The 23040-nt window shown below is 69.1% G+C and carries 21 protein-coding genes and 1 pseudogene; 10 read left to right on the forward strand and 12 right to left on the reverse strand.

The genetic code is table 11. The features are described 5' to 3' along the window. Positions 1-8: 8 nt before the first annotated feature. The gene (locus EAS64_RS19570; RefSeq protein ID WP_145854624.1) at positions 9-332 is read right to left on the reverse strand and encodes an MFS transporter; all 324 of its coding nucleotides are present in this window, start codon (positions 330-332) and stop codon (positions 9-11) included. On the opposite strand from EAS64_RS19570, the gene EAS64_RS19575 reads away from it, so the two are divergent. Beyond that, a complete protein-coding gene (locus EAS64_RS19575) occupies positions 313-624 on the forward strand; it encodes a hypothetical protein (protein ID WP_145854626.1) in 312 nt (103 codons plus the stop codon). The genes EAS64_RS19570 and EAS64_RS19575 overlap by 20 nt on opposite strands. A gap of 12 nt (positions 625-636) precedes the next feature. Here EAS64_RS19575 and EAS64_RS19580 read toward each other — a convergent pair whose 3' ends face one another. After that, positions 637-1281 (reverse strand): DNA-3-methyladenine glycosylase family protein, encoded by a 645-nt coding sequence (locus EAS64_RS19580; RefSeq protein WP_145854628.1) that lies wholly within the window; start codon positions 1279-1281, stop codon positions 637-639. A 40-nt stretch (positions 1282-1321) separates the two neighbouring features. Then, on the reverse strand, positions 1322-1768 hold the full coding sequence (locus EAS64_RS19585; RefSeq protein WP_145854629.1) for a MarR family winged helix-turn-helix transcriptional regulator: 447 nt from the start codon (positions 1766-1768) through the stop codon (positions 1322-1324). Between the two features lie 85 nt (positions 1769-1853). Here EAS64_RS19585 and EAS64_RS19590 point away from each other — a divergent pair, with 85 nt between their 5' ends. Further along, positions 1854-2327 carry a peroxiredoxin gene (locus EAS64_RS19590; RefSeq protein WP_145854631.1) on the forward strand — a complete coding sequence of 158 codons (474 nt, stop codon included), beginning with the start codon at positions 1854-1856 and terminating at the stop codon, positions 2325-2327. A gap of 27 nt (positions 2328-2354) precedes the next feature. Here EAS64_RS19590 and EAS64_RS19595 read toward each other — a convergent pair whose 3' ends face one another. Further along, complete coding sequence (locus EAS64_RS19595; RefSeq protein WP_222849414.1) at positions 2355-3416, reverse strand: LLM class flavin-dependent oxidoreductase; 1062 nt, start codon at positions 3414-3416, stop codon at positions 2355-2357. Positions 3417-3436: 20 nt separating this feature from the next. Further along, positions 3437-4015 carry an NADPH-dependent FMN reductase gene (locus EAS64_RS19600; RefSeq protein WP_145854633.1) on the reverse strand — a complete coding sequence of 193 codons (579 nt, stop codon included), beginning with the start codon at positions 4013-4015 and terminating at the stop codon, positions 3437-3439. A gap of 101 nt (positions 4016-4116) precedes the next feature. Between EAS64_RS19600 and EAS64_RS19605 the strand changes: the two genes are divergently transcribed. Together EAS64_RS19605 and EAS64_RS19610 are read left to right on the forward strand one after the other, a co-directional pair. Beyond that, on the forward strand, positions 4117-4728 hold the full coding sequence (locus EAS64_RS19605; RefSeq protein ID WP_145854635.1) for a TetR/AcrR family transcriptional regulator: 612 nt from the start codon (positions 4117-4119) through the stop codon (positions 4726-4728). A gap of 337 nt (positions 4729-5065) precedes the next feature. Next, complete coding sequence (locus EAS64_RS19610; RefSeq protein WP_145854637.1) at positions 5066-5854, forward strand: SDR family NAD(P)-dependent oxidoreductase; 789 nt, start codon at positions 5066-5068, stop codon at positions 5852-5854. Between the two features lie 48 nt (positions 5855-5902). Here EAS64_RS19610 and EAS64_RS19615 read toward each other — a convergent pair whose 3' ends face one another. Beyond that, positions 5903-6160, reverse strand: a complete 258-nt coding sequence (locus EAS64_RS19615) for a DUF7218 family protein (RefSeq protein WP_145854639.1) — start codon at positions 6158-6160, stop codon at positions 5903-5905. A 172-nt stretch (positions 6161-6332) separates the two neighbouring features. Between EAS64_RS19615 and EAS64_RS19620 the strand changes: the two genes are divergently transcribed. Continuing rightward, positions 6333-7871: an FAD-dependent monooxygenase gene (locus tag EAS64_RS19620; protein WP_187366027.1), complete on the forward strand. Its 1539-nt coding sequence runs from the start codon at positions 6333-6335 to the stop codon at positions 7869-7871. A 42-nt stretch (positions 7872-7913) separates the two neighbouring features. Further along, a complete protein-coding gene (locus EAS64_RS19625; RefSeq protein WP_145854642.1) occupies positions 7914-9197 on the forward strand; it encodes a SidA/IucD/PvdA family monooxygenase in 1284 nt (427 codons plus the stop codon). 33 nt (positions 9198-9230) lie between these two features. On the opposite strand, the gene nrfD is transcribed toward EAS64_RS19625, so the two are convergent. From nrfD to EAS64_RS19655, 5 genes and pseudogenes are all read right to left on the reverse strand, one after another. Next, a complete protein-coding gene (nrfD, locus tag EAS64_RS19630) occupies positions 9231-10322 on the reverse strand; it encodes an NrfD/PsrC family molybdoenzyme membrane anchor subunit (RefSeq protein WP_145854644.1) in 1092 nt (363 codons plus the stop codon). After that, positions 10319-11314 carry a 4Fe-4S dicluster domain-containing protein gene (locus EAS64_RS19635; RefSeq protein WP_145854646.1) on the reverse strand — a complete coding sequence of 332 codons (996 nt, stop codon included), beginning with the start codon at positions 11312-11314 and terminating at the stop codon, positions 10319-10321. The genes nrfD and EAS64_RS19635 overlap by 4 nt, the downstream gene beginning before the upstream one ends. Then, positions 11314-14539, reverse strand: a pseudogene (gene fdnG, locus EAS64_RS19640) (formate dehydrogenase-N subunit alpha). Before fdnG ends, EAS64_RS19635 begins: the two are co-directional and overlap by 1 nt. A gap of 130 nt (positions 14540-14669) precedes the next feature. Next, entirely contained in the window at positions 14670-15875 is a 1206-nt protein-coding gene (locus EAS64_RS19650) for a cytochrome d ubiquinol oxidase subunit II (RefSeq protein WP_222849417.1), read from the reverse strand. Further along, on the reverse strand, positions 15875-17269 hold the full coding sequence (locus EAS64_RS19655; protein ID WP_145854651.1) for a cytochrome ubiquinol oxidase subunit I: 1395 nt from the start codon (positions 17267-17269) through the stop codon (positions 15875-15877). The genes EAS64_RS19650 and EAS64_RS19655 overlap by 1 nt, the downstream gene beginning before the upstream one ends. A 443-nt stretch (positions 17270-17712) precedes the next feature. Between EAS64_RS19655 and EAS64_RS19660 the strand changes: the two genes are divergently transcribed. Both EAS64_RS19660 and EAS64_RS19665 read left to right on the forward strand, forming a co-directional pair. Beyond that, complete coding sequence (locus tag EAS64_RS19660) at positions 17713-18447, forward strand: DNA-3-methyladenine glycosylase family protein (RefSeq protein WP_145854653.1); 735 nt, start codon at positions 17713-17715, stop codon at positions 18445-18447. After that, positions 18444-19454 carry an oxidoreductase gene (locus tag EAS64_RS19665; protein ID WP_222849418.1) on the forward strand — a complete coding sequence of 337 codons (1011 nt, stop codon included), beginning with the start codon at positions 18444-18446 and terminating at the stop codon, positions 19452-19454. Before EAS64_RS19660 ends, EAS64_RS19665 begins: the two co-directional genes overlap by 4 nt. Here EAS64_RS19665 and EAS64_RS19670 read toward each other — a convergent pair. Continuing rightward, a complete protein-coding gene (locus tag EAS64_RS19670; protein WP_145854655.1) occupies positions 19429-20424 on the reverse strand; it encodes an AraC family transcriptional regulator in 996 nt (331 codons plus the stop codon). The two genes, EAS64_RS19665 and EAS64_RS19670, sit on opposite strands and share 26 nt — an antisense overlap. A gap of 101 nt (positions 20425-20525) precedes the next feature. On the opposite strand from EAS64_RS19670, the gene EAS64_RS19675 reads away from it, so the two are divergent. Further along, on the forward strand, positions 20526-21443 hold the full coding sequence (locus tag EAS64_RS19675; RefSeq protein ID WP_145854657.1) for a carbohydrate ABC transporter permease: 918 nt from the start codon (positions 20526-20528) through the stop codon (positions 21441-21443). A gap of 52 nt (positions 21444-21495) precedes the next feature. Then, on the forward strand, positions 21496-23031 hold the full coding sequence (locus EAS64_RS19680; protein WP_145854659.1) for an ABC transporter substrate-binding protein: 1536 nt from the start codon (positions 21496-21498) through the stop codon (positions 23029-23031). Positions 23032-23040: the final 9 nt, after the last annotated feature.

Genomic DNA, 23040 nt, shown 5'->3' on the forward strand with positions numbered 1-23040 from the left:
GTCTCCTTTCACGCCGCCGCGAACACCGCGGTCTCCGAGTCCGGCTGCTCAAGCACGCCGGGGCGTAGCACGAGCCCGCAGACGACCGCGGCGCCGGCGAAGATCCCGGCGGACACCCAGAACGTCACCGCGTAGCTGTGCACTGCCCTGCCGATGATCAGCATCCGTTTGCGGCCCACCAGGTCCGACATCCGCCCGCCGACGAGCAGCAGCCCGCCGAAGGCCAGCGAGTAGGCCGTCACCACCCACTGCCGGTTCGCGTTCGAGAACGCCAGGTCGCGCTGGGCCGTCGGCAGCGCGATATTCACCACGGTGGCGTCGAGCACCACCATCAGCTGCCCCCAGGCAGACGACGCTAAGGATCAGCCAGCGACGAGCGTCCGCGTCGCCCTCTCCGCGCGCGGGCGCCGCCGCTGCGACGGCGTCTCGGTCAGCGCGGACAAGATCAGCATTATCCCGAACGGGTGCGTGCTCCGCGTCCTGTGCCATGTGATAACCCCCCGTGACGGGAGGTACCCGGAAAACCACCATCTGATCACCGTGACGTGCAATCACCTCTGGCTGCGCGCCGCGGCGGTCACTCTGCGCAAAGTCCGCGAGCGCGTCATCCGCACCCTCGGGTAGCGCGATGGTGAATCAGCGGCCGCCCCTCAGTGAGGCCCACAGGTATACGCAACCGCGGGTGCGGTACGGCCGCCACGGTGCGGCGATCTCCTCCAGGGCCTTCGGTCGCGGCAGCTCGTCCAGCCGGTAAGCGAGCTGGGCTGCCTTGCGGATGCCGAGATCGCCGGCCAGCAGGACGTCGGGCCGGCCGAGGGAGAACATCAGGAACGCTCCGGCCGTCCATTCGCCGATTCCCGTCACGGACGTCAGCGACCGGAGCACCTCCTCGTCCTGCTGGGACGGCAGTTGGTCAAGATCGAGGTCGCCGCTCATGACCTGCTGAGCGAGTGCCCGCACCGCGCGATCCTTCGCGTGCGACAGTCCCACCGTGGTCCGCAGCTCAGGGCCCGCGCTCAGCAGCGCGTCGGGGGTCGGCACACGGTCACCGAAGTACCGGAGCAGCCGGCCGTAGATCGCGGCCGCGGCGGCAGTCGCCAACTGCTGGCGGACTATCGCCATGATCAGCGCGCCGAACATGTCTGGCGGTGTCTCGACCTCAGGCAGTGCGACCGGCCCGAGTCGCTGTACCAGTTCCGCCATCACCGCATCCGACCGGGCCAGGTGCGCATCCGCCCTGTCGTACGCCGCCCCGTCCCGGTAAGTCGCCTGCGCAGCCATCGGCACCCCCTCAGCGAGCCTACTTACCCCGATGAGGGAATCAGGCGCTTGCCTCGAGGGACGCGGTGAGGGCGGTCAGCCGCTCGTGCAACGCGATGCCCTCCGCCGGGTCCAAGCCGAGGCAGGACGCGATTGACCTGGGCACGGCGGCGAGCTGGTCGCGGAGTGCGAGTCCTTCCGCGGTCAGGGCCACCAGGACCCGCCGCTCGTCGCTGGCATCGCGGGAACGCGTTACGTATCCCCTGGAGACCAGCCGCTTCAACAGCGGGGTGAGCGTGCCGCTGTCCAAGTGCAGCCGTTCGCCGAGTTCACCCACGGAGCTCGGCTGGTCCGGATCCGTCCAGAGGGCAAGCATGGTGATGTACTGCGGGTAGGTCAGGCCGCAGTCCGCGAGGAACGGGCCGTACGCCCGGGTCATCGCGCGGCTGGCAGCGTACAGGGCGAAGCAGAGCTGACGGTCCAGCTCGAACTGTGGATAACCGGCCATGGCTAAGAGTATGCCTTGCACACTTATATTGTGCACAATAGGATCGTATTCAATCTTATTGTTGATACTTGAAGGAAGGCCCAGCATGGCGCACAGTGTCAAGGCCGGCGACAAAGCTCCCGACTTCACCCTGCCATCGCAGGCCGGCGAGCCGGTGCGGCTCAGTGACCGGCTCGGCGAGCGGGTGGTGATCTTGTACTTCTACCCCAAGGACGAGACCCCGGGCTGCACCAAGGAGGCGTGCGCCTTCCGGGACAGCTATGAGGTGTTCACCGACGCTGGCGCCGAGGTGATCGGGGTCAGCTCCGATTCGGTCGCCAGCCACCTCGCCTTCGCGGGTCACCACAAGCTGCCATTCACCTTGCTCAGCGACGAGGACGGAAGTGTCCGCAAGAGCTACGGGGTCCCCTCGACCCTTGGCCTGCTGCCCGGCCGGGTCACCTACGTGATCGACCGCGCTGGCGTGGTCCGGCACGTCGTCAATTCTCAGCTCAATATCGGCAAGCACATCGACTCCGCGCTGGAGATCATCAGGGAACTGCAGGCCGAGCGCGCCTAGCGCACCGTGACGGAGCCGTCGTGTGCCCTACGCGGCGGCCGTCGCGAGCAGTTCCCGCACACGCGGGATCACCGTGCCGCCGTACAGCCCGATGCCGGTCATGAGCTGTTCGTGAGTCATGCCTGGCACGCCGTATTTCAGGTCGAAACGGGTGGCGCCGAGGGTGCGCAGGTTCGCGGCGATCTTGCGGGCGACGGTCTCGGGCGAGCCGACGTACAGCGCGCCTCGCGGCCCGGTTTCCGCCTCGAAGGACTGTTCGGTCGGAACCGGGAACCCGCGTTCCGCGGCGACCAGGCTGATGACCTCCCGCCAGCGCGGCCAGAACTCAGCCTTGGCCTGCGCGTCGGTGGCCGCGACGTGGCCAGGCGAGTGCACCATGACCGGCAGCGGCGGTCGGCCGAACTTCTCAAGCGCCTCATGGAAGAGCTGCGAGTAGGGCGCGAACCGGGCAGGCGGGCCGCCGATGATGGCGAGGGCGAGCCCGAACCCGAGGCGGGCCGCGCGGACCACAGATCCCGGATTGCCGCCGACGCCGATCCAGGCAGGGAACGGGCCGGACTCGGTGTGCGGCACCACGTCCTGGTCCGTCAGCGCCGCGCGTGTCTTGCCTGACCAGGTGACCGGTTTGCCGTTGAGCAGTTCGGCGAACAGGGCGGCCTTCTCCTCGAAGAGTTCCTCGTAGTCAGCGAGGTCGTAGCCGAAGAGGGGGAACGACTCGACGCTCGAGCCGCGGCCGAGGATGACCTCGGCGCGGCCGTGGGAGATCGCGTTGAGCGTGGAGTACCGCTGAAACACCCGGACCGGATCGTCGGAGCTCAGCACGGTCACCGCCGAGCCGAGGCGGATCCGCTCCGTCCTCGCCGCGATCGCGGCGAGGACGACGTCCCCGGCGGGCATCGGGAAGTAGTCGGTGTGATGCTCGCCGATCCCGAAGAAGTCCACGCCGGCCTGCTCGGCGAACACTCCTTCCTCGGCCACGTTGCGGATCGTCTGCGCGTGCGAGAGCGGTCGCCCGCCGGCGTCGGCGTTGCGGTCGCCGAAGGTGTCGAGCCCGAAGGAATAGGCGGTGCCCGGCGTAGTCATGTCCATGAGCGTGTCCTTGTTGCGGATTACTGAGCTGGGGTCACCGCTGGCTGGCGCAGCGGCGTCAGTGCGGTGCTCCAGGCGATGACCTGGTCCAGGAGGGTGCTGAGCGAGGCCAGGCTGTAGTCGCTTGGCTTGAGCACGCTGAAGTTCTCGAACTCGGTGAGCAGGGAGAGCGCCACCTGCTGGCGCACGTCGGCCAGCTGGAGTTCGCCGGCGACCAGGCGCAGGTGCTCGACGGCCCTGGCGCCGCCGACCGATCCGTAGGACACGAAGCCGACCGCCTTGTTGTTCCACTCGGCGTACAGGTAGTCGATGGCGTTCTTCAGTACCCCGGAGGTGGAGTGGTTGTACTCGGGAGTGACGATGACGAACCCGTCGAACGAGGCGATCTTGTCGGCCCACTGCCTGGTGTGCTCGTTCTGGTACTGCCCCATCGCGGGCGGCAGCGGCTCGTCCAGGTGCGGCAGCGGGTAGTCGCGCAGGTCGACGAGTTCGAACTCGGCGTCGCTGCGGCGGGCGGCGACGTCGTACACCCACTTGGCGACCTGCTCGCCGTTGCGATTGGGGCGGGTGCTGCCGATGATGATGCCGATCCGGACCATGAGAGTTCCTCCTGAACTGCGTCGGAAGCGTGCTGCGCTGGAAGCGTGCTCAGCTAAACGGACTTTACCCCGCTTAATATTCCGGCCGTAGAGTGAGTCCCGTGAACGAGTTCGTGGTGACCTGGGGCGCGCCGCGCGCCGAGCGTGCCGATGCCGCGCGCAACCGGCGGCACCTGCTCGCCACCGCTCGCCAGATGCTCGCGGAGCAGGGCCCGAACACGCTGACCATGGACGGGCTCGCCGAACGGGCGGGCCTGGGAAAGGGAACGGTGTTCCGCCGGTTCGGCACCCGGGCCGGGATCTTCGCCGCGCTCCTCGACGACGACGAGCAGGCCTTCCAGCAGCAGGTCCTGTCCGGGTCACCGCCGCTGGGCCCGGGTGCGCCGCCGCTGGAGCGGCTGATCGCCTACGGCCGGGCCCGGACCGGCTTCCTGATCGCGCACGGCGACATCGCCCGCGCCGCACTCGACGGCCACCAGCCGATACCGGCCGGATCGCAATCACCGATTTCCCAGGTGCACATTCGGATGCTCCTCGGACAGCTCGACCTGAGCGGCGCCGACCTGGACATGCTGGCCACCCAGCTCACTGCTGCCCTGGACGGTCCGTTCCTGCTCTACCTGGCCGCGTCCGGCACCACCGCGACCCCCGGGACGGCCGAACGGATCGCGGACAGCTGGCAGTACCTAATCCAGCGCGTCTGCCGGGCGTGACCGCTTCTCGTTGTCTTGCTGCTGGCGGGTTGCCGCTCAGCTGGCCGCTAATCCGCACCGGCAGCGCCCCGGCCGAGACGCCGGTGACACACCTGCTCATCCCGAACGGTTGCGGCAGACTCTTCCAGGCCAGCCGACTCCGCACGGCTTCGGCGGCCAGCCAGCGACCGGAGACTACGGTGCGACCGGGCCAGCGCGTGCGGACCCCTGCAGGGCCGGCGCATCGCTGAGTGGGTCACGCCCCTTGACAGCACCGCCGGGCACCGCGAGATGCTGGCCCCCGCTGAGCCGGCGTTAGGCCCTCAGTCATGACAGCGGCCGAAGGGTGACGATGACCATGACAGGCAAGTACGGTCCGTGGGGCGTCGTGGCCGGCGGGTCCGACGGCGTCGGCGCGGCGTTCGCCAGGGGGATGGCCGCCCGTGGCATCAACGTGGTGCTGGTGGCGCGCCGGGTGCCGGTGCTTGAGGCGTCCGCTGACGAGATCCGGGCGCGGTACGGCGTCGACGTCCGAACGGTGCCGCTCGACCTCAGCGCCCCCGGCGCCCTGGCGGAGCTCGCGGACGCGACCTCCGATCTGGAGGTCGGTCTTTTCGTCTACAACGCCGGCGGCGATGACCGCAGCGTCGCGTTCCTCGACAAGGACCTCGCCGACCACCTGGAGCTAGTCCGCCGTAACTGCGCGGGCGTGCTCGAAGCGGCCTACCGTTTCGGTGCCCCGATGGTGGCCAGGGGGCGCGGGGCCGTGGTCCTCGTGACGTCGGGCGCGGCCTGGGCCGGCGGCGCGACGCTTGCCACCTACGGCGCCACGAAGGCCTTCGACCTGGTCCTGGCGGAAAGCCTGTGGGCGGAGTGGCGGGACAGCGGGGGGGACGTCCTCGGGCTCGTGCTCGGCAGGACCGATACCCCGTCCCTGCGCCGGGTGCTCGACGCCAAGGGCGAGCCGTACGGTGCGCTCGCCGACCCCGCCGATGTCGCGGAAGCGGCGCTCGAGCACCTCGCCGACGGACCTACCTGGATTTACGGCAGCGACAACCCGACGGGCGGCTCGCCGTTCGGCGGGCTGAACCGCCGTGACGCGGTGCTCGCGATGAGCCGGGGCTACTCCGCGAGCAGCCGGGACTGATCGAATCGTCGGTAACACGGCGCTGCCATCGCTGGCCTGCCGGGCCGGTCAGTGGTCGCGCAGCGCGGTGACGAGCTGCGCCTTGCTCATCGAGGAGCGGCCCTTGATCCCGATCTCGCGGGCGCGCTGGAGCAGATCGATCTTGCTCCAGTCCTCATAAGGGCCGCTGTGCCCGCCCCGGCTGGCGACCGACTTGCGCGAACTGCCGGCCGCCGCGTTGGCGATCCTGGCCGACTTCTCCTTGCTGTTCCCCTCCCGCCGCAGTGCCTGGTACGTCCGCTCATCTTTGATCTGTGCCCTGGGCATCGTCATCCCTCCCGATACACAGCCGGCCGGGCGGCAGCCCGGCTCGCGGAACATTGCTACCCGCGTCTAGGGCGGGAAACGGGAAACGCTGGAAGCGGGGCGCGGCCACAATTTCTGGCCGGTGACGACGCTTGCTGGATTCCAAAACAGGGCAATGCGAGGATGCTTCCTGATGAGCGCGGAATTGGGTTCGCATGATGTGGTCGTGGTAGGCGCCGGCCCGGTCGGCATGTGGCTGGCCGCTGAGCTGCACCGGGGCGGTGTCCGGCCGGTCGTCATGGAAAGGCGGGCGGAGCGCCCGCCCCATTCCAAGGCGCTGACCATCTACCCGCGAACGCTTGAGCAGTTCGCGATGCGCGGGATAGCCGGCCGCTGGACCGCGGAAGGCATGCCGGTGCCGTCCTCGCATTACGCGATCCTGACTAACCGGCTCGACCTGTCCTTTCTCGACACGCGGTTCCCTTACACGCTCTTCCTCCCGCAGCGCCGCACCGAGGAGCTGCTGGCGGCCCATCTCGCCGAACTCGGCGTTCCTGTCTTGCGTGAGCACACCGTGACGGAGCTGCGCCAGGACGCGGACGCCGTGGACCTCGACGTGACAACACCTGACGGCACCAGGAGACTGCGAGCGCCCTACGTCGTGGGCTGCGATGGCGCGGGCAGCGCGGTGCGGAAGGCGGCCGGCCTCGACTGGGCGGGTGAGCCAACTGCCTGGACCACCATCCTCGGTGACACCGAGCTGACCGATCCGCCGCAGGGACGGGCGCTGACGCTGAACCGCCCAGGCGGCTCGATCTACATGGTGGACCTGGGCGGCGGCAGGTGGCGTATCGCGCCGATCGACCACGCGACGCTCGCGGACCCGGTCAGCAAGCCGGTGACCTTCGCTGACCTGCGGGCGAGCACGCTGCGCCTGGCCGGCACTGACTTCGGCATGCGCGAGACCCCGGACACCTGGCTGAGCCGGGTGGGCGACGAGGCCAGGCACGCCCCCGCCTATCAGGCTGGCCGGGTGCTGCTCGCGGGTGACGCGGCGCACGTCCACTTTCCCGCTGGCGGCCAGGGCCTGAACCTGGGCCTGCAGGATGCCGCCAACCTCGGCTGGAAACTAGCCGCCGCGATCCGCGGCCTGGCCCCGGCCGGGGTTCTCAACACCTATTCCGCGGAACGGGTTCCTGTTGCCCTGGACGTCATCGCAGATTCTCGTGCGCAGTGTGCCCTGTTCGCGAACCCGACCCAAGCCGGCATCGCGCTGCGCGACCGGTTCAACGATCTGCTCGGCGCGCATGAATCGCTGCGCAAGGATCTCGCGCTGCGGCTGTCCGGCCTGGCCATCAGGTACGACGGCCAGGCCGGCGACGGCAGTCCCGGCGAAGGCTGGCGGGTGCCCGACCTGGACCTGCGCGGGGCGCCGGCGCCAAGCGTCTTCGGCCTGCTGCGGTCCGCGAGGTTCGTTCTCCTGGTGATCTCCTCCCCGGAAGACACAGCCACGGCGGTGCAGGAGCCGATCAGCGCGGAACTGGCCGCCGGCTACCGCGACCGCCTTGACGTGGTCACCGCAGCACTCGCCAGCGACCACTCAGACTGGGCAGGCTTCCGTGCGCTCCTGATCCGCCCCGACGGCTACGTCGCCTGGTCGCACCACCGCGACATGCGGGCCCCGGTCGCGCCGCCACTGGCTGAGTGGCTTGGCGACCCCGGGTGCGGGTGATGGCAGACCAGTGTCAGAAGACGAGGCGGTAGCGTGTCTGAAGTGGGTAGATTGCTGGTAGCCGGGGCCGGGCCTAAGGGGATCGCGATCGCCGCCAAGGCGGCCGCGCTGACCGCCGCCGGGCTCCCGGCGCCTGAGGTGACCGTGGTGGACCCGCTCGGCGTTGCCGGGTACTGGCACGGCAAGAGTGGTTACACCGACGGCCGTCGCCAGCTCGGCACCCGGCCCGAGAAGGACCTTGGCTTTCCGTACCTGCCAGCCTGGGGCGAGCGGTCCGCCGAGGTCAGTGCCCGCATGCAGGCGCTCTCCTGGCACGGGTACTTGATGGCCACCCAGCAGCTGGGCGAGTGGGTGGACCGCGGCTGCCCCAGGCCGGCCCACGGGCGCTGGGCGGAGTACATCACCTGGGTCGCCGAGACGGCGGGGATCACGGTGCGCCGCACGGCGATCGGCACAGTAGACCGTGCGGGGCGAAGCTGGCTGGTAGAAGCGGGCGGCGAAGTGATCGAGGCAGAGAGCCTGGTCTTCACCGGACCCGGCGATGCACTGCGCCTGCCTGGCCAGCCCGCCGGGCACCCGCGAGTACTGGACGGGCGGACCGTCTGGCAGCATATGGCGGCCTTGCCCGAGAAGGAGATCAGGACCGCGTGCGTGATCGGCGGCGGCGAGACAGCCGGCGCCATCACCACTGCGCTACTCGAGGTGCTCGACCCGTCCGCCCAGATCGAGCTGATCAGTACCGAGGGTGCGCTGTTCACCAGGGGCGAGAGCTTCACGGAAAGCCACATGTACACCGACCCGTCGGTGTGGCTCCGGCTGCCGGAGCGGCAGCGCCGCGCATTCATCCGCCGGACCGACCGGGGCGTGTTCTCTGTCAGTGTGCAGTCGGTCCTTGACCAGGCCGACCGGGTGCATACAGTTCTCGGCCGGGTCCGCCGGCTGCATCCGTCCGACGATGCCGTCGACATCGAGATCGAGGACGGGCAGGAGACGAATCGCGTCAAGTACGACCTGGTAGTGACCGCGATCGGCTTCGACGCCCTGTGGTGGCTGCCGCTGTTCACCGAGGCCGCGCACGCCGCTCTGGCCAAGGCAGTTGGATCGTCCGGGCGCGTGGAGGCACGTGACGTGGAACGGTCCATCGGCTTCAGCCTGGCAGTGGACAACCTCACTCCCGCGTTGCACCTGCCAGTGCTGGCGGGCCTGGCTCAAGGCCCTGGTTTCCCGAACCTGTCCTGCCTTGGCCTGCTAGCCGACCGCGTACTGCAGCCATCCGTCATCCGTGCATCCCAGCCGCGGACCGCTCAGGCCCGGGGTCAGCGCTGAGTAACTGTCACGACCAGTCGTGTCCGACGGAGTTCAGCCTGCCGTGGTGATCGAATCGCCGGTGACGCCTGCGGCGCGGCGAGCGGCGAGCCGCCGCCTTTGCGGCTCGATCGTGTAGCGCGGATCATTGGCGGAACGCATGCCCGCCTCGTATATCCCGAAGCGGGTGAGCGCCGACGCAGCCATCAGCGCCAGCCCGGCCGTGGCGGCGACCGGGCGGCGACGGCCGCCGAGCAGGACCCCAATCCCGCCCGCGACGGCGAGTCCCTCGCTCCACGTCAGCAGCGTGCCTGGCCTGCCCTCGTGCAGTGGTTCGGCCGCGACTGGGTCCATTCGCCGGTGCATCACCCTAGTCGCCGCCAGATCGCCGATGACGCCGAGCACGGCCAGCTTGCGTGCCGGGGCCGCCTCCGCCACCGGGGTCGTGATCATCGCCAGACCGGCCGAGGCCAGGCTGGCGGAGCTGACGAACACGAAGGGCAGTTCATCGTGTGCATGATTCCAGGTCGGAGTGGACGTGTCGGCGAGCAGGACCGCGGTGTACACGGCAAGTTCGGGACCGAGGGCCGCGGCTTCCAGCCCTGCCGGTCCCTCGGCGACGCGCAGCACACGGCGCAGCAGGCCAAGCGGCAGCCGTTCCCCGGTGATCCGGTCGACCTCGGCGGCGGCCGCCACCGCCGCGCCGGCGCTGAAGGCACTGAGGATCCACGAGCCGAGGCTCATCGGCGAGGTTAGCTTGATCACGCGCAGCATATTCACGAAGCGTTCCGGCCTGCCGAGGTCGCGCACCAGGGCGACGGCACCCAGGCTGACCGAGGCCAGCGCGGCCAGCCGGCAGTTGCGGCACAGCGTGGCCCGCCCGGTGAGCTGCGCGCCGGCGACGAGCACGGCCGAGCCGCCCGCGAGCCCGCCGAGGAAGAGGTACGCCGCGACGTCCCAGCCCCATGGTGCCGGCTTGACTACTGGACGGTCGTAGTAGGACGTGAAGCCTGCCTCGGGGACCACCGGCATCTCGCGCGCGCCGTCACCGCCAGGGGGATGCGCCCGCCGGCGTCGCTTGCCGGTCCGCTTAGCCCGGCCGGTCGGCTCCGGCGGGCGCAGGCTGTCGTATTCCGAGGTCGTCACGGGCGTCCTCCGAGGAACGAGAGCAGGGCCGCGGCGGCCATGCCGGCCGCGGCAAGCCCCGCCCGCCGGAACATCCGCGGCAGGTCGGCCGTGGGGACGCGCGGATCCGGCGGGAGCCCGTACACCTCCGGCTCGTCGAGGAGCAGGAAGACCGACCCGGTGCCCCCGACACCGTCCAGTTCGTTAGCACCGTACAGGCGCGCTTCAGTCCTACCCTGCGCGTGCAGTTCGGCGACCCGCTCCTTAGCCAGGGCCACCATGTCCGCCCGGTCCCCGAACTTGATGGATGTCGTCGGGCAGGTCTTCGCGCACGCCGGGGTCTGGTCGTCGATTAGCCGGTCGTAGCACAGCGTGCACTTCTGGGCGACGCCGAGATTCGGCACATCGGGCTGTTCGCCTTTCCGCTCGCCGCGCTTGGTCTTCGGGGCGGCGGTGCCGTCGGCGCGGCGCTCGACGACGCCGAACGGGCAGCCCGCCACGCACGTGCCGCACCCGTTGCATACGTCGGCCTGCACCACGACGGTGCCGAATTCGGTACGGAACAGCGCGCCGGTGGGGCACACGTCGAGGCATCCGGCGTGCGTGCAGTGCTTGCACACGTCGGACGAGATGAGCCAGCGGAATTCAGGCGTGTCGGGCGGCGTCGTCTCGGCTGATGCTGAGTCTGCGGGCGCCGGGGCACCCATGCCGGGCATGCCGAGATCGATCAGGGCGCGGCCGGTCGCCCGCGCCTCTTGGATGCGCTCGCTTTTCTGCTCGACGAAGGCGACGTGCCGCCAGGTGCTGGCGCCAAGCGCGCCGGTGTTGTCGTAGGAGGACCCGAGTAGTTCCAGGTCGCCGTCCCGCGGGTTGTGGTTCCACTCTTTGCAGGCCACCTCGCAGGCCTTGCAGCCGATGCAGATCGAGGTATCCGTGAAGAAGCCTTTGCGCGGCTTGACATCTGGCCACCGCGCGTCGGCCGCGGGGTCGGTCGGTCCGGCCAGTTGCGGCATTACTTTCCCTTCCTCGACGGCGGATCGACGACCTCGCGGGCTGGGTCGGTGATCCGTGCGTTGTCGGTGGCCACCGTGGCCCCGGAGCGCTCCTGGTAGTCCGCGACCAGGTGGAGCAGGTCCGCGCCGCGCGGCCGGCGTCCCGCGCGGACGTCGCAGCACGCGGCCTTGGACTCCTGGATCTGCACGTTGGGGTCGAGCGTGACGCCGAGCAGGTCGTTGGCCCCGTCGCCGCTGACGATGGCGTCTTTCCCCACGCCCCAGTGGTACGGCAGCCCGATCTGGTGCACGGTGCGGCCGGCGATGACCAGCGGGGTCATCCGGTCGGTGACGAGCACCCGCGCCTCGATCGCCGAGCGCGGCGAGATGATGGTGGCCCAGCCGTAGGGCTCAAGGCCGCGCTCCGCGGCCAGCTCAGGCGACACCTCGCAGAACATTTCCGGCTGCAGCTCAGCGAGGTACGGCAGCCAGCGACTCATCCCGCCCGCGGTGTGATGCTCGGTCAGCCTGTAGGTGGTGAACACGTACGGGTACACGTCCGAGCCAGGCGCGCCGGCGCTCGGCGCGCTCAGGTTGTCCGTCCGCGGGAACGTAACCCGGGCGGGATTCTGCTGCTGCGGGTAGAGCAGGTTGGCGACGGGTGACTCCTGCGGCTCGTAGTGTGTGGGAAGCGGTCCGTCGACCATGCCTCTCGGGGAGAACAGCCAACCCTTCCCGTCGGACTGCATGATGAACGGGTCATCGCCCGCGAGCCCGTCCGGACCACCAACATCCGGGTCGGGACGGCTGCCCGGGGCGCGGTCGAGGACGATGTCGGGTACGTCGTCACCAACCCATTGGCGCCGCTCTTCGTCCCACCAGACACACTTTTTCCGTTCGCTCCACGGTTTGCCGTCCGGGTCGGCTGAGGCCCGGTTATAGAGGATCCGCCGGTTGGCCGGCCAGGCCCAGCCCCACTCCGACTGGTTCGGCCCCGGGCCGCCGCGCGGTACCCGGTCCGCCGCGTGGTTGATGCCGTCGGCGTACACCCCGGTGTAGATCCAGCAGCCAGCGGTCGTCGAACCGTCGGCGCGCAGCTCGGTGTACGACGAGAGCGGCTCGCGGGCGCCCGAATCGCTGCGGCGGTAACCGTTGATCTCCGCCAGCACGGCCTCGGGGCCGGGATTGCCGTGCTCATCGGTGGGATAATCCCAGGTCAGATCGAGCAGCGGCCGATCCCGTTCGTCGGTCGAGTCGGCCAGTTTCTCCCTGATCCGCTGGCCGAGCAGGTAGAAGAAGTCCAGATCGCTCTGGCAGTCACCCGGCGGGTCGATTGCCTTATGCCGCCACTGCAGCAGCCGTTGCGTCTGGGTGAACGTGCCGGCCTTCTCCGCGTGGCTGGCGGCGGGCAGGAAGAACACCTCGGTCGCGATGTCTCCGGTACGCAGCTCACCCGAGGCGATCTCCGGGCCGTCCTTCCACCAGGTCGCCGACTCGATCAGGTTGAGGTCTCGCACCACCAGCCACTTCAGGTGGGCCATGCCCAGCCGCTGCTGCCGGCCGTTCGCTGACCCGACGGCCGGGTTCTGGCCGAGCAGGAAGTAGCCCTCCACCTGATCGGCGAGCATGGCGGTCACCGTCTGGTAGGTGCCGTGGGCTCCCGTCAGCCGGGGCTGGTAGTCGTAGGCCCAGTCGTTGTCGGCCCGGGCGGCGTCGCCCCACCATGCCTTGAGCAGGCTGATCACATAGGCGTCGGCATCGGCCCAGAACCCCTTCTGCGCCTTGCTGCCGACCGCGTGCAGGTAGGCGGCGAGGGTGTCGTGGCTGCCCGCGCTGGGCATCGGCAGGTACCCGGGAAGCAGGTTGAACAGCGTGGGGATGTCGGTCGACCCCTGGATGCTGGCGTGCCCGCGCAGCGCCATGATGCCGCTGCCGGGGCGGCCCACGTTGCCAAGCAGCAACTGCAGGATCGCGGCGCCCCGGATGAACTGCGCGCCCAAGGAGTGCTGCGTCCAGCCGAGGGCGTAGGCGAAGCAGGTAGTCCGGTCCCGCCCGGAGTTCTCCGTGATCGTGCGGGCCAGGTAGGCGAAATCGTCCGCGCTGATGCCGCAGACGTCGCGGACCATCTCGGGAGTGCAGCAGCGGCGGGCCCCCGGCGCCGTACCCGTCGCCGGCCGCGCGGGCAGACGCAACGGCGCCGTGCTCAGGCGTCTCCGCCGCAGGCGCGCCCGCGAGCTGGGCGTAAGCCCAGGGCGACGGGTCGTAGTGCCCGGTCTCCGGATCGATGCCGGAGAAAATACCGCCGAGTTCCTCGGTGTCACGGAAGTGCTCGTTTACCAAGGTCGCCGCGTTGGTGTAGGCGACGACGTACTCCTTGAACCACAGGTCGTTAGTGAGCACGTAGTTGATCAGCGCGCCGAGGAGCACCACGTCCGAGCCTGCCCGGATGGCGATGTGCCGGTCCGCGACCGCCGAGGTACGGGTGAACCGCGGGTCGACATGGACGACTTTAGCCCCGCGGGCCCTTGCCTCCTCCACCCACTGGAAGCCAACCGGATGGCACTCCGCCATGTTGGATCCCTGGATGACGATGCAGTCGGCGTTGGCCATGTCCTGCAGGCTTTGCGTGGCGCCGCCGCGCCCGAACGAGGCTCCCAGACCGGGAACTGTGGCGGAGTGTCAAATGCGCGCCTGGTTCTCGATCTGGACCGCGCCGGCGGCGGTAAAGAGTTTCTTGATGAGGTAGTTCTCTTCGTTGTCCAGGGTCGCGCCGCCGAGCGCGGCGATGCCCATCGTGCGGCGCAGCAGGCGCCCTTCGTCATCCTGCTGCTGCCAGGTGCGGCGGCGCGATTCGATGAAGCGGTCGGCCACCATGTCGATGGCGGCGTCCTTGTCCAGGCTCTGCCATTCGCTGGCATAGGGCGCGCGGTAGAGCGCCTTGACCTGGCGGCCCGGCGAGTTCACCAGTTGCTCGCTGGCCGACCCCTTGGGGCACAGCCGGCCGCGCGAGATCGGGGAATCGGGGTCGCCCTCGATCTGGACGACCTTCTCGTCCTTGACGTAGATCCGCTGCCCGCAGCCGACCGCGCAGTACGGGCACACGCTCTGCACAACGCGATCAGCGGTCGACGTGCGCGGTGCCAGTGCCCGGGTGAGCGCTGACGTTACCGCCGGCCCGCGGCCAAGCAGGTCGCCCGAGCGTACCTGGCGGACGACCGGCCACTCCAGGGGACTCAATCGCACCATGAGCCAACCGTAACGACGCGAAATTCGGGGAGCCAGGCGGGGGATACGCACAGTGATGGTTCGGTCACGCGACGCTGCTGGGCGGCCTGCCGGCGTAGGTGGCGTGGGCGCCACGTCGTCGTTGTCGTGGTCATCGCTGCCTCAGCCGCCTGATGACCGCGGCGATGGTCACGGCGCCGACCGCGGCCGTCCGGATGGCCCGGCCAGCCTGCTGCCGTTCCGGTACCTGCTGGCGTGCCGGCGCCTGCCGGAGTGCCGGTACCTGCTGCCGGGGGCGCCCGGCGGCCGCCTGCCCCGGGTTGCCGGCCGGGGCGGCGGCAGGCAGCGCCCCGTGCTCGCCCCCGCCAAGCAGATGGCGGCCCTGCAGCATGTACAGGAGGGCGAAGGAGGGCGCGACCAGCACCAGGGCGGCGATGAACACCGCGATGACCGCGACCATGGTGGACTGCGGCGCGCCCGCGTTGCTCAAGGTCACCGAGGTGCCGGGCAAGAGCACCGGGTACTGGGCAACGCCCCAGCCCCAGACCACGGCGGCGACGCCGAGCGCCGCGATGACCCGGGTGCCCTTGGGCCGGCCGACGGCCAGCAGGGCGAAGACCGCCAGCCCGCAAACCCCGGCCACCACGACCAGTGGCAGGGCCCGGCCGGTGAGTCGGTCGAACAGGAGCCGATTGGAGTTCTGCAGTTCGAACAGGGCCGCCAGCGACAGGGCCCCGGCCACGATGGCGGCGGCTTGGGCGCGGCGCGCGAAGTAGGCCTGCATGCCGCGGTCGCCGCGGCTTGCTGCCTCACCCACAAGGTAGACGGCCGCGAGGTAGCCGCAGGCGGCGACGAACAAGAACCCGGCCAGCAGCGCCGTCGGGCTGGTCCAGGCCGCCAGGCTGGCCTGGCTTGCGTCAGCCGGGACGGCGCCGGCGGCGATGGCGCCGACCACGGTGCCCATGAAGAACGGCGTCACCAGCGAGGAAAAGGCGAAGGTGGCGCCGGCCGCCCGCTGCAGGCTCACCCGGGACAGCTCCTTGCGGTAGGCGAACCCGGCGCCGCGCAGCACAATCCCGGCCAGCGCCAGCCACAGCGGCAGCGCAAGCGCACTCATTACCGAGGCGAACGCGTGCGGGAAGGCGGTCCAGAAGATCACCAGGTCGAAGACGAGCCAGACATGGTTGCCCTCCCATACCGGGGTGATCGACTCATCGATCAGCGCCCGGGGCCTCCTGCCGTGCGCGGTGGGGCCGGCAAGCAGGTCCCACAGGCCGCCGCCGAAATCCGCCCCGCCAAGCACCGCGTACAGGGTGATGCCGGCGAGCAGGATGCCGCCTACCGCGTCGTAGGCCACTACCGCTCCGCCTTGCCGGCGTCCGCGTCCTGTGGCGCAGGGGAGGGGCCGTACGGGACGGCCTGCACGGCATCGCCGCGACGCCATCGCCGGGACAGCAGGCGCAAGATCGCGATCGTTGCCACCCCGAGTACCGCGTACACGACGACGACCAGGGTCAGGCTGGTCAGCACGCCGCCGTTGCTGGTGGCGGCGTCAGCAGTGGGCAGGAGCCGGTAAACCACCCACGGCTGCCGGCCGACCTCAGTGACGATCCAGCCGCACTCCATCGCCACGATCGCGGCCAGCCCGCTGACCGCGCCGGCCCACCAGAACAGCCGCTGTGGCGGCAGCCGTCGCCGTCGCCACCACTCGTAGGCGGCCCACAGGCCGTAGAGCAGCAGCAGCGTCCCGATCCCCACCATGATGTCGAAGGCGAGGTGGATGAGCCACACCACTGGCGGCCTGTCAGCGGGCGCGACACTGTCCCAGCCGATCACCCGCGTCCCCGGCCCGAACCCGACGAGCAGCGAATCCAGGAACGGGATCTTGATCCCCGCGTAGATGTTCCCGTTGACGTAGACGCCGCCAATCCACTCGGGCACCTGCCGCGACGTCTGCGCGACGTACTCCATGGCCGCGAACTTCACCGGCTGGTCAGCGGCGATCGAGCGGGCCGCGGTATCGCCGACGAAGATCTGGAACGGGGTCAGGATCGCGGCCGGCACAAACCCGATAGCGAAGCCGGCGTGGTGGTAGCGGTCGCGGCGGCCGCGCAGGATGCCCGCCGCGTACACGCCAGCGACGAGGAACCCGACGACCATGTATGCGGCCAGGACCATGTGCGGCATCTCGTAGAGGGCGGCGTGGTTGAAGAACACCTGCCAGGGGCTTATCGAGGTGATCCGACCGTCGCTTTCCGTGAAGCCGCCCGGGGTGTTCATCCACGAGTTCACGGCGATCACCGACATCGCGCCAAAGATCCCCGACACCGCGATCGGCACGCCGGACCACCAGTGCGCCCACCCCGGCAGCCGCTGCCAGCCCCACAGGTATACCCCGGCAAAGATCGCCTCAAGGAAGAAGAAGAGCCCTTCGATCGCGAAAGGGAACCCAAGCACCGACCCGTACTGACGCATCAGGCCCGGCCACAGCAGGCCCAGCTCGAATGACAGCACGGTCCCGGTGACCGCACCGACCGCGATGAGCACGCCCATCGCCTGCGACCAGCGGCGCGCTAGCAGCAGCGCGGTCTCGTCGTGGCGCCGCAGGCCGATGAACTCGGCGAGCAGCACGATCGTCGGAAAGGCGATGCCCAGGCACGCCAGGATGATGTGAAACCCCAGCGTGGCCGCCATCTGCGCGCGGGCGGGCACGACCTGCCCGCTCACCTGTGCGGCAAGGTGCAGCATCATCCCGGGTCCTTGCGCTCCGGAGTTACCACGACTGCCAGTTGCCTGCATGCCGACATGATCAGCCCTCCGTGCACGGCAGGCTTGCACCCCCGTGCGATGCGTGTCCTATCCGGCCGTGGCCGTCTTAACCATCGCGCCTGCGGATGAACGGCACCCGGCGGCCCAAGCTCGCCTACGGGCAGATCAAGGGCTTCACCCTTTACCAGGACCATCCTGGCCGGAGAAGGATCAGAACTCATCGAGCTCACCCGCACCACCCTGCGGGAACTAGAAACCGAGTAACCCCTCGGCGGACCGCGCCGACCCGGCCGTGTGCGAGGCCCGTGGTATGAGTGGTCGATCGAGGCTCGGCTCCCTGCAATTCACCAGGATCAGGTGACAGTCGCTCACCGCGATGGCCGCTATGTTCGGGTGGAGTCGAACCTAGCGATGAGAAGGTTCCAATGATCAATGCCGACGCGAGGTGGCTACGGCAAGCGCGTTCACGCCTGCGCGACGCCGACCCTGTGCTGGCACGGCTCATCGACGACCGGCCGGACTTCGATCCCCGGGCGTGGATGGCCCAGCTGCCGCCCATGGACCTTTTCGGCGCCCTGCTCTTCCAGGTCGCCGGCCAGCAGCTGTCGGTCCCTGCGACCCGCCGCACCCTGGCCCGCATCGAGGAGCTGTTTGACGGCCGTCTTCCCTCCGCGGCCGAACTGCTGAACGTGGAAGCCGGCCAGCTCCGTGCTGCCGGGCTGTCGTGGCGGAAGGTCGGCACACTGCGAGAGCTCGCCGAGCGCATAGCGGACGGACGGATCGACCCGGACGGGCTGAGCCGCCTACCGGACGACGAGGTGATAGCCGAGCTCACCGCAATCCCGGGGATCGGCCCGTGGACCGTGCAGGGCGCGCTCCTTATCGCACTGCGGCGAGAAGACGTCGTGCTGCCCGGCGACCTCGCACTGCGCAAGGCGGTCAAGGCGGCCTATCAGCTCGACCACCTCCCCGCCGAGCCGGAGGTGCTCGCCATCGCGGAAAAATGGCGGCCCTACCGGAGCCTCGCCACCAGCTACCTTTTCTCCGCCGCCATCGAATTCTCCGCCGCCATCGAACCAGCCGGCGCGCCGACGGACGCCCCGCTGCGGGAGCGATCGACCATGGCCGCGACCCGGGCCGGAAAAGGTAGGCCACGATGATGTCCGCGTTCCGGCTTGGCCGGATGCAGGTCAGGCGGTCGGGGTACGGTGCGATGCAGCTCGCCGGTCCATTCGTCTTCGGTCCGCCGGCTGACCGGGCAGCGGCGATCGCCGTGCTCCGGGCCGCGGCGGCCGCCGGAGTCAACCACATCGACACGGCCCAGTACTACGGTCCAGATGTCGTCAACGACCTGATCCGCGACGCGCTCTACCCATACCCGGCCGAGCTGGCGATCGTCAGCAAGGTCGGGGTCCGGCGAGACGACACCGGGGCCGTCCTCCCGTTCGACGATCCGGACCAGCTGCGTGCAGGCATCGAGGGCAACCTGCGGAGCTTGCGGGTCGGCCGGCTGGCCGCGGTCAACCTCCGCCTGCCGGGCGACGGGCGCGTCGACGCGCGTTTCGATGACCAGCTGGCCGCGATGGTGGCGGCCCGCGACGAGGGCCTGATCGCCGGGGTTGGCCTGAGCAATATCAGCCTCGAGCAGTTGCGGCATGCGGTGGCGGGGACCGACATTGTCTGCGTGCAGAACCTGTTCCACCTCGCCGACCGGCGGGCAGCCCCGCTGCTTGCTGAGTGTCTCAGCCGGGGAATCGCGTTCGTGCCGTTCGGCCCGCTCGGCTGGCCGCGCGGCCAGCAGAACCCCGTACTCAACAGCCCTGTGGTCGCCCAGGCAGCCGCGCGCCTCGGCGTCACGCCGGTGCAGGTCGCACTCAAGTGGCTGCTGCAACTGGCCCCGAACGTGCTGCTCATCCCGGGGACCGGCTCGGTGTCTCACCTGCGGGAGAACCTGGCAGCAGAAGACGTGACGCTCGACGAAGAGGCACTGCGCCAACTGGACGCGGTCGCACCATGGCCAGACGACGCCCCCTCAAGCGAGATGAGATCATTACCCCACGGGATTCCGCCCGGGCAAGGATCGCCGTTGTCACCGGGGGAGCGGGCGCGATCGGAACCGCGATCACCAAAGCATTGCGAAGTCAGCTCCGCGACCCGCGCGCGGTGACGTCATCGGGGTCATCGAGCGGGAGCCGGTCGCGCCCCTTAACCGGTGACATCGATGCGCCGGAGTCATCGAGGTGGGCGGCTTCGGTGGCGAATCGCTTACGGTAGGTGGTCGCGCTGAGCCCGTAGTGCGCCTTGAACCGGCGGGCGAAATAGTTCTGGTCCGGCCACCCGACGGAGCGCCCGATCCCGGTGACCGGCTCGTCGGAGTGCAGCAGCAGCAGCGCGGCGTGCTCGGCGCGGATCTGCGCCAGGTACGCCATGGGCGGCAGCCCCGTCGCCGTGTTGAACAGTCGCACCAGGTGACGCGGGGTAAGGTGCAGTTCGTTTGCCAGGTCGAGCAGGGTCCATGGCCGTGCGAGGTCGGCCTCGAGCAGGCGCATCGCCCGCCCGACCGCCGGATGGGCCGACCCGTGACCTTCGGCGACCCCCGGCTCGGCCGGCATGACCGACTGGCCGAGCTGGCTGAACAGCAGGGACAGCCGGCCGATGACGTCGCCCCGATGACGCTGCTGTGGCTGGTGACGGAGGGCGGCCAGCGCATCGAGGTGCGACAGGCATTCGTCGAAAACGGGCGGATCGAGGGTGGTCATCAGCATTCCGCGGGCGGAGGACGAGTACGGGCCCGCCCACAGCAGATACCCGAGCAGCGGATCCTCCCTGGTCCAGGACAGCTCACGGCGGAGCAGCTCACTGCTGAAGCAGCAGTTATAGACGCTCAAGTCACTGCAGTTGGCGTATCCATGCCAGACGCCCGGCCGGAGCAGGATGACATCGCCAGGCCGGACCAGATTCCGGCCATTGAGGCAGTTGTGCACGCCTTCCCCGCTGACCACGAAGGCGATCTCGACAAAGCTGTGCGTATGCACGGGGCTGTCGTGGTCGTGCAGGTACGGGCCCGCGTAGGCGAGCGCCCCGTCGGTGAAGTGGAACAACCCCTGAGCGGTGCCGACCGGAGGATCTTCGTCCATGCGCGGAGAATACTCCCCGACGACACCGATGCGAATTTTGTGCTAATAGTTGCGAACCGCATCCTAGCGCTGACCAGCAGGTATGGCGAAAGATCGCAGCCATGGACGAAGCGTTCATGGGTGCGAAACACGGGATTAACGGGAGCTTGCGCCTCTCCCGGCGCCGCTATCAGCCGGTCCTCGCGGTGCTGTTGCTGCCGAGCCTGCTGCTGATCGGCGTCTTCAGCTACTACCCCGCGGTGCGCAGCCTGATCGGCGGCTTCTACCAGTGGAACGGCTTCACCCCGCCCACATACGCGGGCATCTCGCAGTTCAAGCAGTATGTACAGTCGCCGACCTTCGGCATTGAGGCGAAGAACATCGCGGTCCTGGTGGGCGGCAGCATCCTGATCACGCTCGTGGCGCAGTTCACCGCCGCGGAGGTGGTCACCCACATGCCGCGGCGGGCCGCCGCCATAGCAAGGTACGTCCTGGTCCTGCCGATCGTGCTGCCGCCCCTGGTGCTGATCGAGGTCTGGGCCTACCTGCTGCAGCCGTCAAGCGGCCTGATCGATCACATCCTCGGGGCGGTCGGCCTGCCCGAGCCTTCCTGGCTGAGTGATCCGAGCCTCGCGCTGGTCTCGATCCTGCTTGTCGGCTTTCCATGGATCTCCAACCTGGGCTTCCTGATCTTCCTCGGCGGACTGCAGAACCTTCCGAAGGACGTCCTGGACGCCGCCAAGCTCGACGGAGTCAGCGCCTTCCGGCGCGTGTTCACCGTCGACATTCCGTTGCTGATGCCGCAGTTCCGGATCGTGGTCATCCTGTCCGGCATTTTCGCGGTGCAGAACTTCATCCCGATCCTGCTGCTCACCAACGGCGGCCCGGGCACCGCCACGCTCGTGCCCGGCCTGGACATGTACCAGTCCGCCTTCTCCAACGACCAGTACGGCTACGGCATGGCCATCGGCACCTTGCTCTTTGTCGCGATGCTCATCTTCACGGTCGTCATGATGCGCACTCTTCGCCCAAGGACCTGACAAAGACATCTCGAAGATAGATATCAATTTCTCGCCAGGAGGTGGGAGTTTCATGTCTCGAAGAACCCGCAAAGCCACGCTCGTCCCGACGGGCGCGGCCCTGCTCGCCGTGGGCCTGCTCGCGGCGGCCTGCACGTCGGGCGGCTCAAGCTCGCCAAGTTCAAGCGGAGGCTCAACAGGAAGCAGCAGCGCCCCGGTCACGATCAAGGCGGTGCTGCCGCCCAACACCGGCCCGATCACGGCGGCGGACAACGCCGGTCTCAAACAGCTCAGCGACCAGTACCAAACCGCGCACAAGAACGTCACGATCGACTGGCTGCCGAACAACACCACGGGCATCACCCAGGCCAACGCCGCCATGGAAAGCCAGGCCTCCGGCGGTGCCGCGCCCGATGTGGTGTGGGAGCAGTACGGTCCCGTTACTTCCGGCGCGCTGCCGAACGGCCTGCTGCAGAACATCAAGCCCTACCTGGGAAAGCCCAATCCGTACGTGCCGGGCAACACCAGCTGGCTGTCGCTGTTCACGTCCTCGACCGTGCCCTACATGACCTCGCCGAACGGCGACATCGACATCCTCCTCGGCTCCAACGTCGAGACGGGGATGTTCTACAGCAAGGCCGCGTTCGCCAAGGCGGGGATCACCGCCACGCCCACGACGTGGGCGGACCTCGTAACCGACCTCGGCAAGCTGAAGTCCGCGGGCGTCACCCCGTTCCTCTTCACCACCGGCGCCCCCTGCAACCCCTCGTGGTTCGAGCGGCTCGCCACCTCCTCGCTGCTCGCCAGCCAGGTCAGCCAGTTCAATGTCAACCATGCCCAGGTGACGACCGGCCTTGATGTCGCGGTCGGCATCAAGAAGGGCATCATCGGCATGAACAACCCGCGCTATGCCGAGGTGTGGAAGCTTCTCGGCCAGCTGATCCCCTACTCAGGCAACGGGGAGAGCACCTACGACGCGTGCTCGAACCCGAACACCACTTCTCCGCCGCTGAGCCCGCAGTCCCAGCTCATCCAGGGGAAGGTGGGAATCCTGTGGGGCGGCAGCTGGTGGATTCCGCAGCTTGACTCCGCCGGCTTCTCCGGCAAGTACGGCGTCTTCCCCGAGCCGGCCATCACCACGGCGTCGTCGCCCCTCGCGCTCGGCACCTCGACCGTCGGCGTGATCGGCGGCCCGAACGGCAACGGCGAGTGGAGCATCACCTCGCAGAAGGCGGACAGCTCGATGACCCCCGCCAAGACGGCCACCGTCATGGACTTCATGGCCTGGCTGTTCACCCCGCAGCACCTGGGTGACTGGCTCAAGATCAGCGGCAGCGGCTCCTACATCCCCACCGAGACCGGTGCGCCGACCGTCAACCTGCCGGGCCTGCCCGGCCTGGTGCCCACCGGCAAGGTGCCCGTTGTGGTCGACGTCGCGCTCGACGACGTGCTGTCCACCGCTTCCACCAACTCGGGGATGCGGATTGTCCAGGCGTACGTCGACGGGCAGCTGTCCTACTCCGCGTTCGCCAGCCAGTGGCAGTCGCTGCTGACCAGCTCGGCGCAGCAGTGGGCGTCGGCCAACCACGTCGACCTGAGCAAGTACTAGGAGTCAGGG

Source organism: Trebonia kvetii (genome assembly GCF_007827045.1).
Taxonomy (GTDB): Bacteria; Actinomycetota; Actinomycetes; order Streptosporangiales; family Streptosporangiaceae; genus Trebonia; species Trebonia kvetii.